Genomic DNA, 15125 nt, shown 5'->3' on the forward strand with positions numbered 1-15125 from the left:
ATCCTGACTTACAACAAACCAATAAAAAACAGACTACAGCAATGGACGGAAATGCCATCATTCTCACCGGCGGGTTGCTAGACCAATACCCCGCCAAAACCGCGCACGGCCTCATCAGGGGCACTGAACGCTATAACATAATAGGAGTCATAGATGCAAAGTCGGCAGGGAAAGACGCGGGCGAAGTGGTGGATGGCAAGAACCGCAACATTCCGGTGTACGCAGATTTAGCCGATTTTCTGAAAAACAGCCCCGAAAAGGCACAGTATTGTCTGGTGGGCATCGCCCCGAAGGGCGGGAAACTGCCGGAAGCCATGAAAGCCACCATTGCCGAGGCCATTACCAACGGGATCAATATTGTAAGTGGCCTGCACGAGTACATCAGGGACATGCCTGACCTGGCAGACCTGGCCCGGCAGCATAACGTCCAGATAACCGATGTGCGCAAACCCAAACCCAAAAGCGAGCTGCATTTCTGGACCGGCAAGATCAAAGACATTCCGGCCCCGCGCATTGCCGTATTGGGTACCGATGTACGGATGGGCAAGCGTACTACCACCCGCCTGTTAACCCAGGCCGCTGAAGCGGCGGGCTTTAAGGCGCAAATGATCTTTACCGGCCAAACCGGCTGGATGCAAGGTCGTGGCAAGGGCTTCATCTTGGACTCTACCTACAATGATTTCGTGTCTGGGGAACTGGAATATGCCATCTTATCCAGTTATGAGGAAAGCCAGCCAGATGTTTTCTTTATTGAAGGGCAGGCCGCGCTACGCAACCCCAGCGGTCCCTGCGGATCTGAATATCTGGTGTCTGGGCAGGTGAAATACGTGGTGTTGCAACATGCTCCCGCCCGTGTGTATTTTGATGACAATGAGGAGTTGGGCATTAAGATTCCGCCGGTATCCACTGAGATTCAATTGATAGAATTGTATGGCGCCAAGGTGCTGGCCGTGACCTTGAATACCGCCGGCCTTACCCTGGAACAGGCTCGGGAGTACCAGCGCCAATATGCCGCGGAATTGGGGCTACCGGTAGTGCTTCCGTTAGAAGACGGCGTAGGCCGAATTGTTGACCTGGTCAAAGAAGTTCTGGAAAAGGAAACTACCGCCGTATGAAAATCAAAGAAATCAATGTCTGGAAAGCCAACCTGGAGTTAACCCGTCCCTACACCATCGCCTTTAAAACCGTCTCGGCGGTAGAGAACGTGCTGGTGGAGTTGGTAGCCGAAAACGGCCTGACCGGGATTGGGGCCGGTAATCCCAGCAAGGAAGTGACCGGTGAGGCCTTTTCCTCCACCTGGAAGGCCCTGCAGCCCGAGCACCTGGACTGGCTCAAGGGCCGGGACCTGCGGGAATTCCAGTTGCTCTGCGAGGAGCTGCCTCAGCGTTTCCCGCACAACCCGGCTGCCCGCGCCGCTCTGGACATAGCCCTGCATGACCTATTCGGCAAGTACCTTGATGTGCCGCTGGTTTCCTTCCTGGGCCAGCACATCCAGAAAATGCCTACCTCCATCACCATCGGGATAAAATCGGTGGAGGAGACCCTGGCCGAGGCCGAGGAATACGTGGGCCGCGGGTTCACGCACCTAAAAGTGAAAGTGGGGGAGAGTGTGGAGCAGGACCTGGAACGGCTGGTGAAACTGCGCGAAGCCCACGGGCACCTGGTGACCCTAAGAATTGACGCCAACCAAGGCTGGACCACCTATGACCTGGCCAATTTCTGCACCCGCGCCCAGTCCCTGGATATTGAACTGATTGAGCAGCCGCTGCCGGGCCCCATGGTAGACGATCTGCGGGACCTCCCGGACGCCGTGAAAGATTTAGTTGCTGCCGATGAGTCCTTGCTTTCCCCGGCCGACGCCTTTAGGCTAGCGGCTGAGCCGCGCGCCTGCGGTATCTTCAATATCAAACTCATGAAGTGCGGGGGCGTGCATGCCGGAAGGCAAATTGCCACCATTGCGCAGCAGGCCGGCATAGACCTGATGTGGGGTTGCAATGATGAAAGTATTGTTAGTATCTCAGCAGCCCTGCATGCGGCGTTTTCTTGCTCCAACACCCGCTACATTGACCTGGACGGCAGCCTGGACCTGGCCCGCGACGTGGTTTCCGGTGGGTTTATCCTGGAAAATGGCATCATGCGGCCCAATGGCAGACCTGGGCTGGGCGTGGAGCGGCTATAGTGAGTGAGTGAGTGAGTGAGTGAGTGAGTGAGTGAGTGAGTGGATTTTAAATCCTACTCTCTATACCATCAGTTTGTAGCCGTTTTCTGAAAAGTAGCTTATAAATGACCTCACTAGTAAGCGCACTCATGAGCTGAAAATAAAAAACAGAAATTATCCTTTGTATAAAACCGCAGGTCTCCTTGCCCAGAACTGCGGTTTTTATTTTTTGGCTATGTATCTTTCCGTCAGTTTTGCCCTAAATTAGGGCGAGGAAAAGTACTGGCGCAACCTGTCTTACCCACTCACTCATTCTGTCCATCACACATTCACTCATTCATCTCGCATGGTTTTAAATTATTTGTGGGCGGCGTTTTTCATCATCGCCTTCTGCATCGCGCTCTTCAAGCTTATTGTTTTTCAGGATGTTGAGATTTTCCAGAAGCTGGTAGCCAGTACCTTTGACAATGCCAAAACCGGGTTTGAGATTTCCCTGGGCCTTACCGGGGTGATGACCCTGTGGCTGGGCTTGATGAAAGTAGGGGAGCGGGGCGGTATCATTGCGCTGTTCGCCAAAGCGGTAGGACCATTCTTTAACCGCCTGTTCCCTGAGATCCCTAAGAACCACCCGGTGTTCGGCTCTATCTTGATGAACTTTTCGGCCAACATGCTGGGCCTTGACAATGCCGCCACGCCGTTGGGTCTAAAGGCCATGAAGGAAATGCAGGAACTGAACCCAGACAAGGAGACGGCCTCCAACGCGCAGATCATGTTTTTGGTGCTCAACGCCTCCGGCCTTACCATTATCCCTATCAGCATCATGGTATTCCGGGCCCAAATGGGCGCCGCCGACCCCTCAGATATTTTCATCCCAATATTGCTGGCTACGTTTTTCTCTACCTTAGCCGGTCTCATTTCAGTGGCCCTGTACCAGCGCATCAACTTATTTGACAAAGTGGTGGTGTTATACCTGGGGACTCTCATCCTGTTGATTGGCCTTCTGATCTATTACTTCTCTACTATCTCCCAGGAGCAGATTGGCACCATTTCCACGGTGGCCAGTAACGTGATCCTTTTCACCATCATTGTTTCTTTTATCGGCTTGGCCTTGATCAGGAAAGTGAATGTATATGAGGCGTTTATTGAAGGAGCCAAGGAAGGCTTCTCGGTGGCCATTACCATTATCCCGTACCTGGTGGCTATTCTGGTGGCTGTTGGCGTTTTCAGGGTGTCTGGGGCCCTGGATTTAATTGTAGGCGGAATAGGCCAGCTGTTCGCCTGGATGGGAATGAACACTGACTTTGTACCAGCCTTGCCCGTAGCTTTCATGAAGCCATTAAGCGGAAGCGGCGCGCGGGGCCTCATGGTGGAAGCCATGCAGACCTACGGTGCCGATTCCTTTGTGGCCCGGGTGGCCTCCACCATTCAGGGTTCTACAGAGACTACCTTCTATATTCTGGCGGTTTACTTCGGGTCTGTGGGCGTCCGCAAAACCCGCTACGCCCTGGTATGCGGCCTTATCGCAGACTTGTTTGGGGTAATTGCCGCTATTTGCCTGGCCTATCTCTTCTTCCACTAAACCGTTTCGGGCCTGTTTTTGGAAAAACGGCCTTAAAACGCAAAAGCAGAAAAGGCTCCCTATTGCGGGAGTCTTTTCTGCTTTAAAAGCATTCCTGTCTTACTGTTTAATCCTGATCCAGAGGGTGCGCAGTACGTTCAGGTTGTTTTGGTTCAGGACCTCTGTCTCCACCCTAACATTGGTGCCTACTGGGGCCTGCGGCACGGTGTAAGAGACAATCAGGGTATCGGTGCGGTCCTGCTTGGAATAGGCGGGTACGTAGGGGTAGGTCTGTACTTTGGTGCGGGCACCGGTGCCTACCGTTTGGTACACGTTTATTTCCTTCACCGGAGACTCAGAGAAGAACTGTAGCTCGTACCTGATCTGGGTGCCCGCGGTGTACTGGCTGGTGCTGGCATTGTTGGCGGTAGAGATAAGGGTGTTGGTGGCCAGGTCCCGAAGGTCATTGGCGCTCACCGGGGCACTTCCCACGCCGGAGGGGGTGGTGTTGTCCTTGATGAAGTCTGGTTCATCATAGCAGGCGGTTAAGGAGAAATTCCCCAGCGCCAGAAGGCAGGTATAGAAGGCTATTTTTTTCATCTTGGTTTCTGTTAAAGCGATTATAAATCCCACCACATTTTCTCTGCCAGACCCTTGGCCACTTTAGCCACCTCATCTGAGTTACGGGCCACTTCGGTCTCTGGGTAGAGCACCCTTCTTATGAATTGGCCGCCCAGTGCCGGGTTGTGGTTTACCGGCAGCGCCATTCCCGGGTAGATCTGTGGGGAGTAATCATAGCGGCGCACATCTACCCAGGCTTCGGGGTTAAGGTACAGCGCGATGAGTTTCTCTTTCATGATCAGGCCCAGGGTGAGGTTGGCGGCGCCCACGGCAACCTGAGGGTTGGCCAGGTAGGCGGTGATATCACCCGCGGCCACACCCAGTTTTTCCATGTGGGCCCTTATTCCGGCCAGGTAAGCGGCGTAGGCTTCTGGGGTGCTTCCGGTGGAGGTGCGGGTGCCGCCGTTGGCTATAAAGCGGGCTTCGGCCTCAATGAATTTCATTTCACTGTAAGTGACCATTAGCATGGGAGAGGCCGGTTTGGCGTAAAAGGTCTTGGCAGTTATATTGGTGTTACCCCCTAAGCCTTCGCCGTTTCTATTGCCTGCATATGGACCGGTGCTGGTGCCTCGGTCTGCCATGAACGGAAGCCTGGGGTCTACCAGTCCGGCATAGGTATTCCCGTTCATCAGGTTAATTAGGGTGGCAGAGGGCGATACAATAAAGTTACCGGTGGTAGTACCAATGGCGATGTTGCGGTTCCAGGGGTTCAGGTTCTTGTCATTGAAGGTCACCTGCATATCATCTGCGTTGGAGGTGAAGGCCTTGGCCACAAACCCAAGGGCGGTGGTGGCGGCAGCTGCTCCTTGTTTCTCTACCAGGTGAATGGCATAGCGGGCTTTCAAGGCATTGGCCGCCTTTATCCAGTTAGGTATGTTACCGTTATAGATGAGATCATCGGCCGTCGGCCTTACCTTAGATTCAGGTTGCTGCAGGTTAGCCAGCGCCTCATCCAGCAGTCTGTTAATGGTGGCATAGATCTGTTCCTGGGAGTCAAAGGCAGGGGTCAGGTCTGCCGGGCCCTGGAAGGCCTGGGAAAAAGGAACATCGCCCCAGGTATCGGTGAGCATGCCCAGGTTAAGCGCCTGCAATATTTTGGCTATGCCGGCATAGTGTAATGAGCCTTCGCTTGTCGCCTGGTTCACTAGGAAGTTGGCGTTGTTGAGGTTGTTCAGGTAAATGGTGTTCCAGGCCGAGTTCACGCGCACGTCAATGTGCCGGTCAGCGATCTGGGGCCCCGAGGTATAGGCGGCCAGTTGCTGGGCAAACAAGCTGGTATACAATCCCAGGAAGTAGTGGGCGTCTGCGGTGGAGACAATGATGGGCGAAAGAAGCGCATCTGAGCTGACGGCCGTGGCGCGGTTAGGGTCATCGTTCACATTCAGGAAGGAGTCACAGCCGCCCAGGGGCAGCAGGCTCATCAACCCTATGGCTATATATTTTCTGGTTATTGGTAGCATGGTCAGGTTGAATTAAAGAGTTACGTTTAAACCGAAGGTGAAACTTCTTACCGCCGGTATGCCATAGCCGGTATAGCCCAGGGCATTGCTGCCAGAGCCGTAGGTAGGGGTCTCCGGGTCAAAGCCTTCAAAGGGAGTAATCAGGAACAGATTGTTGCCGGTCACGCTCAGCCGCACCGATTTAAAGGGGGTTTTGCCGGTCAGGCTGGAAGGCAGGGTGTACGCCAACTGCGCGTTTCTGAGCCGCACCCAGGAGGCATCCTGTAACAACACATCTGAGGCATCATTAAAGCTGTTACCATTGCGGTAAAAGGTTTCATCCAGCACCACGGGAATAGTGTTCGGCTCGCCGCTGGCATTCACGCCTTTGAAGATAATCTGCTGGTAACGGTTTTCGGTCCTGATGTCAATCCCGTTCCTGATCCGGTTACGCATACTTACGTCATACACATCGCCGCCCTGCCTTATATCAATCAACGCCGAAAGGCTTAGCCCTTTGTAGGTAATGGTGTTGGTAATACCTCCTTGCCAGTCTGGGAGGGCATTGCCTACTTTAACATAGGGGATGGTTGAGGTAGTGGGCAGCCCGTTAGCCCCCAGCGGGGAAAGGGTAGGCAAGCCGTTGGCGCCAATGATGAGCCGGCCCTGGCTGTCACGCTGGAACGGACGGCCGTAAAGGTCGCCGGCAGAGCCTCCTACAACCAGTTTGTTCATGATCCGGTCATCCTGGAAAATGATCTCGGGCACGGCTGGGGTAATGGAGATCACTTCGCTTTCATTGGTAGACCAGTTCAGCACTACCTCCCAGGTGAAATTCTCTGACCGGAGCGGGGTGCCGGAGACCAACAGTTCCACCCCTGTGTTCTGGATTTCCCCGGCGTTTGTCACGTAATTGACGATCCCTGAGGTTACGCTGGTAGGCACTGGAATGATCTGGTCCTTACTGTTGGCTTTGTAATAAGTGGCATCCAGGGTCAGGCGGCTCTGGAAGAAGTGTAGCTCTGTCCCGAACTCTATGGAAGTGGTTTTCTCTGGCTTCAGGTTTGGGTCACCCACCGTAGTACTGGCCACAAACCCGTTCCGGTTGCCAAAAGGAAAGCCAGTGGCCGATCCGAAGTAGGTTCCCACCTGGTACGGGCGGGTGTCTTTCCCTACCTGGGCCCAGGAGGCCCGCACTTTCCCGAAATTGAAGTAGATGTTTTCTGATAACCCCATTACCTCAGAGAACACAAAACTGGTGCTTATGGAGGGGTAAAAGAAGGAGCGGTTCTTCACGGGCAGGGTAGAGGTCCAGTCATTACGGCCGGTCACATTTAAAAACAGCATGTTGCGGTAATCTACCTTGGCGTCAAAGAACGCACCAATAAGCCGGCGCTGGCCAATATCATTGCTGGTGAAGATATTGGAGGTGTTGGAGATATGGAAGAACTGCGGAATAGTGAAACGCTCCCCGCGGGTATTGAGAATATCCGTGAACTGGCTTTCCACGCTGTTGCCCAGCATGAAAGAGGCATGGAAATCATCTGAGAAATTGTGCTCAGCGGTTAAGAACGCATTAGAGGTGACCTCGCGGTAGTTTACCCGCTCCTCAATAATGAAACCGCCGGTGCCCGCGGCAATGTCCAGCGTGGGGGCTCCCTGGAATATAGGGCCCGGTACCAGCCGGTTGCGGTTGTCACTGTACACGTCGGCCCCAATCTTGTAGTTGAACCGTAGCCAGTCAGTGAAGTTATAGTTGAATCCCACGTTGCCTATAATACGATTCACGTCATCTTTAAGTGTGCTGTTCTCTGCCAGGTATCTTGGGTTGTCAATCACGCCCGGGGCGTACACCTTCATGGTGTTGTCGGGGTTGAGGTAGTCATTCACATCAAAAGAAGTGGTGTGGTAATTGAGCGCCGACATGATTCCCTTGTCCCCCGAGGCGGCCTTGTTGCCCCCGGACTGGCTGTAGCTGATGGTACCGGTGACGGCAAACTTCTCTGAGAAATTGACGTTTCCGCCCAGTTTTACCGTGGTGCGGGACCAATCTGAGTTAGGCACAATGCCTTCCTGGTTAAATTGCGAGGCAGAGGCATGGAAGGTGGCTTTCTCGTTGCCGCCGGAAACGCTGAGGTTGTTGTCAAACCGTTTGCCCGTCTGGAAGAAATCTGAGAAGTTATCATAGATGGGGTCATCTGTGACGGGCGGCCCAAAGGTCTGGAACCGGTTGGGGGCGCCGCTGGAGGTGTAGCGCAGCCGGCCGCCCAGGCCTTCGCGGTACTTGGTCTGGTAGTTAGGCGTCTTGTTGATGTTGTCTATCCCGAAGTTGGAGCTGAAGGTAACGGCCGTAGAACCGGCTCGCCCTTTTTTGGTAGTGATGATGATGGCCCCGTTGGCTGCCCGCAGGCCATAGAGCGCGGTGGCCGCGGCCCCTTTCAGCACCGTCATGCTTTCCACGTCATCTGGGTTAATGTCGGCGGCCCGGTTGGTGAAGGCAAACTGCTCGGCGCTGTTCACGGCGTTGGACCCGGCGCTGGGTAACTGGTTTCCGGAAATGGTCTCGTTACTGATGGGAATACCGTCAATCACAAAGAGGGGCTGGTTGTTGGCCGAAGGAGAAAGGGAGTTGATACCCCTGATCTGGATGCGGGAACCTGCCCCCGGGCTTCCCCCGGTACCCAATACCTGCACCCCGGCCACCCGGCCCTGAATGGAGTTCACCACGTTGGGGTTCTGGGTTTGGGCAATTTCGGCGGCACCTACCTCCTGCACCGAATAGCCCAGGGTTCTTTTCTCCTGCTCGCGGCCGAAGGCGGTCACAACCACTTCCTTCAACTGCTGCACGTCTGGCTGCAGACGTATTTCAATGCTGGTTCTTGCGTTAATGGCTACTTCCTGGGCCGTGAACCCAATAAAGGAAACCACCAGGGTGGTGGCAGAGGCCGGCACAGACAAGGCGTAATTGCCGCTTACATCGGTGGTGGTACCTACGGTAGAGCCTTTCACCACCACACTGGCCCCAATCACGGGCATGCCGTCTGAGGCCGACAATACCCTGCCCGAGATCTGCCGATCCTGGGCTGCTAGGTCTCCTATGTAGCAAAAGGCTAGAAAGAGGGTTAGCATCGTGTAAAGTTTTTTCATATTCAGTTTGTTTGGTTAGAAGGTAAGGGAATGATAAAGGCGTAAGAGGCGCAAGTCTTGGAATTGCCCTTCTTGGCAATGGTACTTTGTGGAATGAGTTTCCGGGGGAGGTTTCTTTAAAATATAGCCTGATTGTTATATTTAACCAGATATACTAAAGTGATACGAAGGATGAAGAATTTAGGAAATGAAAAAGAGGCTTTTGTTCTCTATTTTGTAACCTTATTTGCAGAATTACAGTCGGGTGGCTCTTATCTGTCAGCGCTTTGCTTCAGGTAGGTAAAATAAGATTCGTTTCTCACCATTGTTTTTGGCCGGGGAGGGAAGTAAACCAAAGGAAAATCAAATTATAAAACCGGATAAGAATTAAGGTCAACAGCACCTCATGCCCCATGTCAGAAAGCTATCTATATAACCCCCAACTACCCATTATCAAACCAGGTTGGCAAGGAAACCCAATGCGTAAGGGAAGATTCCTGAACGAGTTTAAAGAGGCCAACCATTCTATGTGGCTGGCCTTGAAATGGCAGCTGACCAGAAACCCGCAGCGGGAAGAGAAAAAGAAGGACCAATGGGTGCCTGCGGTCCATGACCCCAGGGAGTTTCTGCAAAGCGGGCAAGACGGGTTGGTCTGGCTGGGCCATGCCACGTTCTTTTTACGCATGGGCGGCGTCACCTTCCTAACCGATCCTTTGTTCTACGGCGTGTCCTTGCTGAAAAGGAAAGTGCCTTTTCCAGTGAACCCTCAGGATTTACCGCCGATTGATTATGTTCTGCTTTCGCACGGGCACTTTGACCATTGTGACAAGCCTAGCCTGAAAGCCTTGCGGGAGCACCACACTTTTGAGGTTTTGACTTCTTTGAACATGAGCGGACTCATTCAGCCCTGGCTACCTCAGACGCCTTTGCAGGAAGCCGGTTGGTACCAGCAATTCCAACTACCCGCCCTAGCGCCCCAGGTGTATTTTTTGCCGGCCTACCATTGGCACAAAAGGGGAATAACAGACAATGACCGAATCCTTTGGGGCAGTTTTATGCTGCGGACCCCGCAGAAGACCTTGTACTTCGGCGCCGACTCCGGGTACCAGCCGCATTTTAGTGAGATTCAGACAGTTTTCCCGGAAATTGATGTCTGTCTGCTGGGGGTAGGGGCTTATAAACCATCCTTTATCATGCAAGCCAGCCATACCAGCCCAGACGAAGCGGTGCAGGCCTTCAAAGATTTGCGGGGTAAGACCTTGGTGCCCATGCACTACGGCACATTTGATTTATCTGATGAGCCAGCCGGCGAACCTTTCCGGAGGTTGAAAGAATTGGAAGCCTTGGGCGAAATCCCGGGTAAATTGGCCATGAAGGGAATAGGGGAGGCCCTTTATTTTTAGTGGGGTAAGAGTTTTTTACCAAAAGCGCCTCTTCTATTTTGAGGCTGTTTTTCATAAAACAGCCTCAAAATAGCTTGCAAAGGTTTTTTTGACAAAACAGGATGGGCCGGTTTTACGACTGTTTTCCTGAAAATGGCCTCATAACAGCTTTTGAAATACATGAATTTGCCAGAGGGAAGGTGCTCCTATTAAGTGGTTTCGGGCCAGTGCCAACATGCTAGGGGTATCCGTCTGCCTCTCATTCCCGTATTTAAAGGTGTTGAAACTTTAAATTCTACTGATATGGCAAATGAAACCAATAAAAACCGCGACGATAGAAAAGAAAAAGTAGACAAACCCACTTCTGACGAGTCCACTAAAACCCCAACCGGAAAAGCACCGCTCTATGGAGATTACTCCAATGAAGACGAGGAGACCGACGATATTCCCGGCTCGGTTACCAGAGGCGGTGGCCGCAGAGGCAACATCAGCACCGAAGACGGAGGTACTGTCTCTGGAAGCTCTTCCGGAAGCCACTAATACTTTTCTTTTATAATAGAAACGAGAAGCCCCGCCTGTACTACAGGCGGGGCTTCTCGTTTCTTAACGCTACCAAGGTTTGTCATAGGTGCATTTGAAGGAACTCAGGTCAGGTACGTGGCGGCGCTTGCGTTTCAACTCCAGATCATAAACCACCTGGCCCAGGTCGCGCAAGAACGGGAACCCGATGGAATCATACTCATACTTGCCGTCATTGTAGATCTGGTCTTCGTTCACGTGCACCGTAGCGCTGAGCAGAAACTCCACCTTGTTATCAAAATCCACCACGTAGGCATTGTCCGTGAGGTACCCAAACGACTGCCCAATCTTGTTGAAGATCCTGATGTTGGCGGGTATCCTTTCCTTGCGGGTTGGTCCTCCAAAGAGCAGGTACTTCACAAAGGAGTCTGGATACTCCTCTTCTTTATAGGCTGGGTAAGCCGTTTCCCGGGGCAATTGAGACAGGTATTGGTAAAGGAAACGGTAATCCTCGGGGGAAAGGGCAAAGCGGTTTTTAGCCGGCACCGACTCCGGGAACAATACGGCCCTGAGCATTAACTGCTGGTCTTCCAGGGCGAAGGTGTTGGAATAGGCGAAATCGCGCGGCTCCATGACCAGTTTATCATCATTGGTATAATTGCCAATGCCTTTAAGAATAGGGGTGGAGTTCTTGTAGTTCTTGGTGCTCTTCACTAGCCCTTGCTGGTAAATTACGTTTCCGTTCTGCAGAAAGCGCATGGGGTTGGTGTACTGGTCCAACTCAAACGGCAGGAAAGTGGCCAATCTGATAGGTAACCTAATGCTGGCATAGCCTTTGGCTTTCAGGCCTTCGTTTAGAGGTTCCTGCCCCAGAAACTCATACAGGCGGTTGTAGGCGTCGTTGTCTGAGGTGACCAGAATTTTCTTGATGTAGTGGGCAATGGACGGGAAGCCGCTGGCCGAGGCAGAGTCCTGGTGCACGCTGGTCTGGCCCTGCCAAGCGCTGTCGGTGAGCATGGTGGTTTCCTTGCTGAGCCCGGGAATCTGCAGGGTATTGAGTTTTTCCAGGGCCATGAGCGTGGCGGGAAGCTTCACGGTGCTGGCCGGGTTAAAGTAGTGCGCCGGGTTTACCTGGTAGCGGTAGGTTTTAAAGGAGGGTTTGTTGTGCTTGTCCCGGTCAATCTGGGTGTATAGAATCTGAATCTCATACTTTTCGGGGTGTTCCAATAGCTTCCCGAATTTTTCTGGGTGCTGCCGGAGGAGCTTTTCCAGGAGTTTGTCGGTTTTGGTTTGGGCGGAGGCTACCATCTGGCTTACAAGTAGAAAGAGCAGAAAGACGAAGCTGGTTTTCATGGCAAGGTAAATTGTTTGGGCGAACCGGCTTGAAATTGCGTATAAAATTCTAAACTTCACCCCGCCTTTGGGCAGATTCTAGCCATTTTTCCCCGCCATTGCCTGCATGCAGAACCCTTTCAAGCCAAAAGACACCAAAGTCTATCAGAAAACCGTAACAGGCCAGGATCTGGCGCGTTTTGAAACAGGGGTGGTGCATGAGGTCTGCTCCACCTTCTCCCTGGCGCAGGCCATGGAATGGGCCGGCAGGCTGTTTGTGCTCGAAATGAAAGAGGAGGACGAAGAGGGATAGGTACCATGCTGCACATTGACCACCTGGGCCCGGCCTTTCCGGGGGAAACCTTACGGGTAGAGGCCCAGTTCAGGGAGCTCCACGGCAACAGCTTTGTCTGTGATATTAAAGTAACCGTGGGCGATAGGCTGGTGGCCACCGGACAAACCGGGCAGAAGATTTTGAAAAAAGAGAAGATCCACCGACTTTTGACGAACAGTAGAAACTAAATGGCGAAGAATAAGGACAAAGACAGGCTGCAGAAAACGGTGAACATTTCTAACCGGCGAGCCTCGTATGAATATCAGTTTCTATCAAAATACACCGCCGGCATCATGCTGCGCGGCACCGAGATCAAATCTATCAGGGAAGGGAACGTGAACCTGTCAGACGGCTACTGCGTCTTCAATGGGAATGAACTGTTCCTGCTTCAGGTTACCATCTCCAAATACACTGAAGGTACCCACTACAACCACGAACCCACCCGGGAGCGCAAGCTTCTCCTGAACAAGCGCGAGCTCAAGCAACTGAAGGACGGGGCCCAGGAACAAGGCGTGACCATTATCCCCACCCGGCTCTTCATCTCAGACCGGGGTTTTGCTAAAGTAGACATCGCCCTGGCTAAGGGCAAGAAACTCTTTGACAAGCGCGAAGACATCAAGGAGCGTGACGTAAAACGCGAGATGGCCCGCGAACGCTTTTAGCGGTTCACCGCTAAAAGCTTTAATTAAGAATTAGGAATTAACAATTAAGAATTGAATTACCTTCTCTTGTGTTCCTGATTCCATCTTTAGTTAAACCCCAATTCTTAATTCCTAATTTTTAATTAATAAGTGAACTTCGGGATCTGTAAATTGAGTCTGGTGCCCGTGCGCCGGGAGCCCTCTGATAGAAGCGAACAAACCACGCAGCTTATCTTTGGCGAGTGTTATGAGGTGCTGCAGACCCAGGAGAAGTGGTTGCAGGTCCGGAACGGCGCCGACGGGTACGAGGGCTGGATTGACTACAAACAGCATTTCCCGGTTACCGAAGCCTATTTTCAGGAGTGGAATGTGGGCACGCACCCCCGGTCCATGGATATTCTCCAGACGGTAAGCGGTACCACGGCCGTTACGCCCATTGGCATTGGGAGCCTATTGCCTTTCTTTGACGGGATCAACATACGGGTAGGGGAGGACAAAATGCTCTATAACGGCCGCGCCACCAACCCTTCCATGCCGTACCGCGAGAATTTCCTGCAGAAGATTGCCCTGCAGTTTCTGCGGGCGCCTTACGTGTGGGGCGGCAAATCCATTTTCGGGATTGACTGCTCAGGGTTTGTGCAGCAAGTTTACGGCCTGTGCGGCCACCAGCTCTTGCGGGACGCCTACCAGCAGGTGGTACATGGCCAGGAAGTTCATTTTGTGGCCCAGGCCCGCCCCGGCGATGTGGCTTTCTTTGACAATGAGGAAGGCCGTATTGTGCACGTGGGCATTGTGCTGGAAGACCAGAAAATCATACATGCCTCCGGCGAGGTACGCATAGACCAGCTGGACCACTACGGCATCTACAACCGGGACCTGAAGCGCTACTCCCACAAACTGCGCATCATCAAACGTATTCTTTAAGCCTTATTCCTGAAACACTATCGCCTGTAAATCAGTTAGAAGTACCATTGTAAGAGAATTTTATTTATCTTACAGGAGCAACTATTTAGCAGGAATAGTATGAACGGGAAAGTGCTTTTACTCAATCAAGATTACACCGCCATTGCCACGTGCAGCCTTAACAAAGCCTTTGTCTTGCTGTACCTGCAGAAGGCCGAACTGATCGCGCAGGACCAGGTGCATCACCTGCGCACCGTCAACGCGGTATATCCCTGGCCGGTGGTCATTAAACTACAGCATTACGTGCGCGTACCCTATAAAGGCATTTCCCTTACCCGGCAGAACATCATGCGCCGGGATGGTAACCGGTGCCAATACTGCGGCTCCTCCAGAAACCTCACCTTGGACCATCTGGTACCCAGGTCCCGCGGCGGCGAAAGTTCCTGGTATAACCTCACCACCGCCTGCGCCCGTTGCAACTCCCACAAAGGCGACCGCACTCCAGAGGAAGTCTCTATGAAGCTATTCCGGAAACCATTTAAACCATCCCTTATTTCTTTCCTGCGCGAAAGCATAGAAGACCTCAACCACGCCTGGATGCCGTTCCTAGCCGAACGGGCCCGGGCTTAACCCTTTACGTAACCTACCAACATGACTAAATTAATTGCCGTCGCCTTTCTGGTGACCTTAGGCTTTGCCACCTCTGCCCAAGCGCAGGAAAGAATGCTCCCCGTTCAGAAGGCCGCTGTCCAGTATAAAAGCACGCAGGAACCTGCCAAAAGTAAGCCCTATATAGTGGTGTTGGTGGGAAAGAAGTCCTATCCTGTGCCCGCAGATTCCTTAAATAGCATTGATCCAAACTCCATTAAAAGTGTCAATGTGCTAAAAGATAAAAGCGCGACCAGCCTCTACGGGGAAAAAGGAAAAAACGGGGTGGTGCAGATTCAGCTAAAGGCAGAAGCTGAGGAGAATTTCATGAAGAACAGAGAAAGCGGTAGTACCAAAGGCAAATAAATACTGGTCTCAGGGCTACTGAATAAAAAGCTTGATTGGTTAAAAGGCGTTTTGGGCCTGTTTTTTCTAAAACAGGCCCAAAACGCCTTTCCTATTTC

At 52.5% G+C, this 15125-nt stretch carries 13 protein-coding genes and 1 pseudogene; 10 read left to right on the forward strand and 4 right to left on the reverse strand.

Annotated features, from left to right (window positions below; genetic code table 11):
* Positions 1–41 precede the first annotated feature (41 nt).
* The 3 genes from TH63_RS05970 (at position 42) to TH63_RS05980 (ending at position 3737) form a co-directional block, all read left to right on the forward strand.
* Positions 42–1115, forward strand: coding sequence for a DUF1611 domain-containing protein (locus tag TH63_RS05970; protein WP_048920151.1), 1074 nt, complete (start codon positions 42–44; stop codon positions 1113–1115).
* Positions 1112–2179, forward strand: coding sequence for a mandelate racemase/muconate lactonizing enzyme family protein (locus TH63_RS05975; protein WP_048920152.1), 1068 nt, complete (start codon positions 1112–1114; stop codon positions 2177–2179). The genes TH63_RS05970 and TH63_RS05975 overlap by 4 nt, the downstream gene beginning before the upstream one ends.
* Before the next feature lie 325 nt (positions 2180–2504).
* A complete protein-coding gene (locus TH63_RS05980) occupies positions 2505–3737 on the forward strand; it encodes a nucleoside recognition domain-containing protein (protein ID WP_048920153.1) in 1233 nt (410 codons plus the stop codon).
* A gap of 99 nt (positions 3738–3836) precedes the next feature.
* On the opposite strand, the gene TH63_RS05985 is transcribed toward TH63_RS05980, so the two are convergent.
* The 3 genes from TH63_RS05985 to TH63_RS05995 are packed head-to-tail and all read right to left on the reverse strand — an operon-like array spanning position 3837 to position 8923.
* The gene (locus TH63_RS05985) at positions 3837–4316 is read right to left on the reverse strand and encodes a hypothetical protein (protein WP_048920154.1); all 480 of its coding nucleotides are present in this window, start codon (positions 4314–4316) and stop codon (positions 3837–3839) included.
* Between the two features lie 20 nt (positions 4317–4336).
* Positions 4337–5797 (reverse strand): SusD/RagB family nutrient-binding outer membrane lipoprotein, encoded by a 1461-nt coding sequence (locus TH63_RS05990; RefSeq protein ID WP_076606413.1) that lies wholly within the window; start codon positions 5795–5797, stop codon positions 4337–4339.
* Positions 5798–5809: 12 nt separating this feature from the next.
* Positions 5810–8923 carry a SusC/RagA family TonB-linked outer membrane protein gene (locus TH63_RS05995; protein WP_048920156.1) on the reverse strand — a complete coding sequence of 1038 codons (3114 nt, stop codon included), beginning with the start codon at positions 8921–8923 and terminating at the stop codon, positions 5810–5812.
* Positions 8924–9315: 392 nt separating this feature from the next.
* Here TH63_RS05995 and TH63_RS06000 point away from each other — a divergent pair, with 392 nt between their 5' ends.
* The gene (locus TH63_RS06000; RefSeq protein WP_076606414.1) at positions 9316–10305 is read left to right on the forward strand and encodes an MBL fold metallo-hydrolase; all 990 of its coding nucleotides are present in this window, start codon (positions 9316–9318) and stop codon (positions 10303–10305) included.
* A gap of 282 nt (positions 10306–10587) precedes the next feature.
* Positions 10588–10824 carry a hypothetical protein gene (locus TH63_RS06005; RefSeq protein ID WP_048920158.1) on the forward strand — a complete coding sequence of 79 codons (237 nt, stop codon included), beginning with the start codon at positions 10588–10590 and terminating at the stop codon, positions 10822–10824.
* A gap of 69 nt (positions 10825–10893) precedes the next feature.
* Here the strand turns inward: TH63_RS06005 and TH63_RS06010 are convergent, their stop codons facing one another.
* Complete coding sequence (locus TH63_RS06010; RefSeq protein ID WP_048920159.1) at positions 10894–12156, reverse strand: serine hydrolase; 1263 nt, start codon at positions 12154–12156, stop codon at positions 10894–10896.
* A 106-nt stretch (positions 12157–12262) separates the two neighbouring features.
* Between TH63_RS06010 and TH63_RS20895 the strand changes: the two are divergent.
* From TH63_RS20895 to TH63_RS06035, 5 genes and pseudogenes are all read left to right on the forward strand, one after another.
* Positions 12263–12657: pseudogene (locus TH63_RS20895) on the forward strand (thioesterase family protein).
* Entirely contained in the window at positions 12658–13131 is a 474-nt protein-coding gene (gene smpB, locus TH63_RS06020; RefSeq protein WP_048920160.1) for an SsrA-binding protein SmpB, read from the forward strand. It abuts the pseudogene before it with no gap.
* 129 nt (positions 13132–13260) lie between these two features.
* Positions 13261–14034 carry a C40 family peptidase gene (locus tag TH63_RS06025; protein ID WP_076606415.1) on the forward strand — a complete coding sequence of 258 codons (774 nt, stop codon included), beginning with the start codon at positions 13261–13263 and terminating at the stop codon, positions 14032–14034.
* Positions 14035–14133: 99 nt separating this feature from the next.
* Complete coding sequence (locus TH63_RS06030) at positions 14134–14643, forward strand: HNH endonuclease (RefSeq protein ID WP_048920161.1); 510 nt, start codon at positions 14134–14136, stop codon at positions 14641–14643.
* 21 nt (positions 14644–14664) lie between these two features.
* Positions 14665–15027 (forward strand): TonB-dependent receptor plug domain-containing protein, encoded by a 363-nt coding sequence (locus TH63_RS06035; protein ID WP_048920162.1) that lies wholly within the window; start codon positions 14665–14667, stop codon positions 15025–15027.
* Positions 15028–15125: the final 98 nt, after the last annotated feature.

It is taken from the genome of Rufibacter radiotolerans (assembly GCF_001078055.1).
GTDB lineage: Bacteria > Bacteroidota > Bacteroidia > Cytophagales > Hymenobacteraceae > Nibribacter > Nibribacter radiotolerans.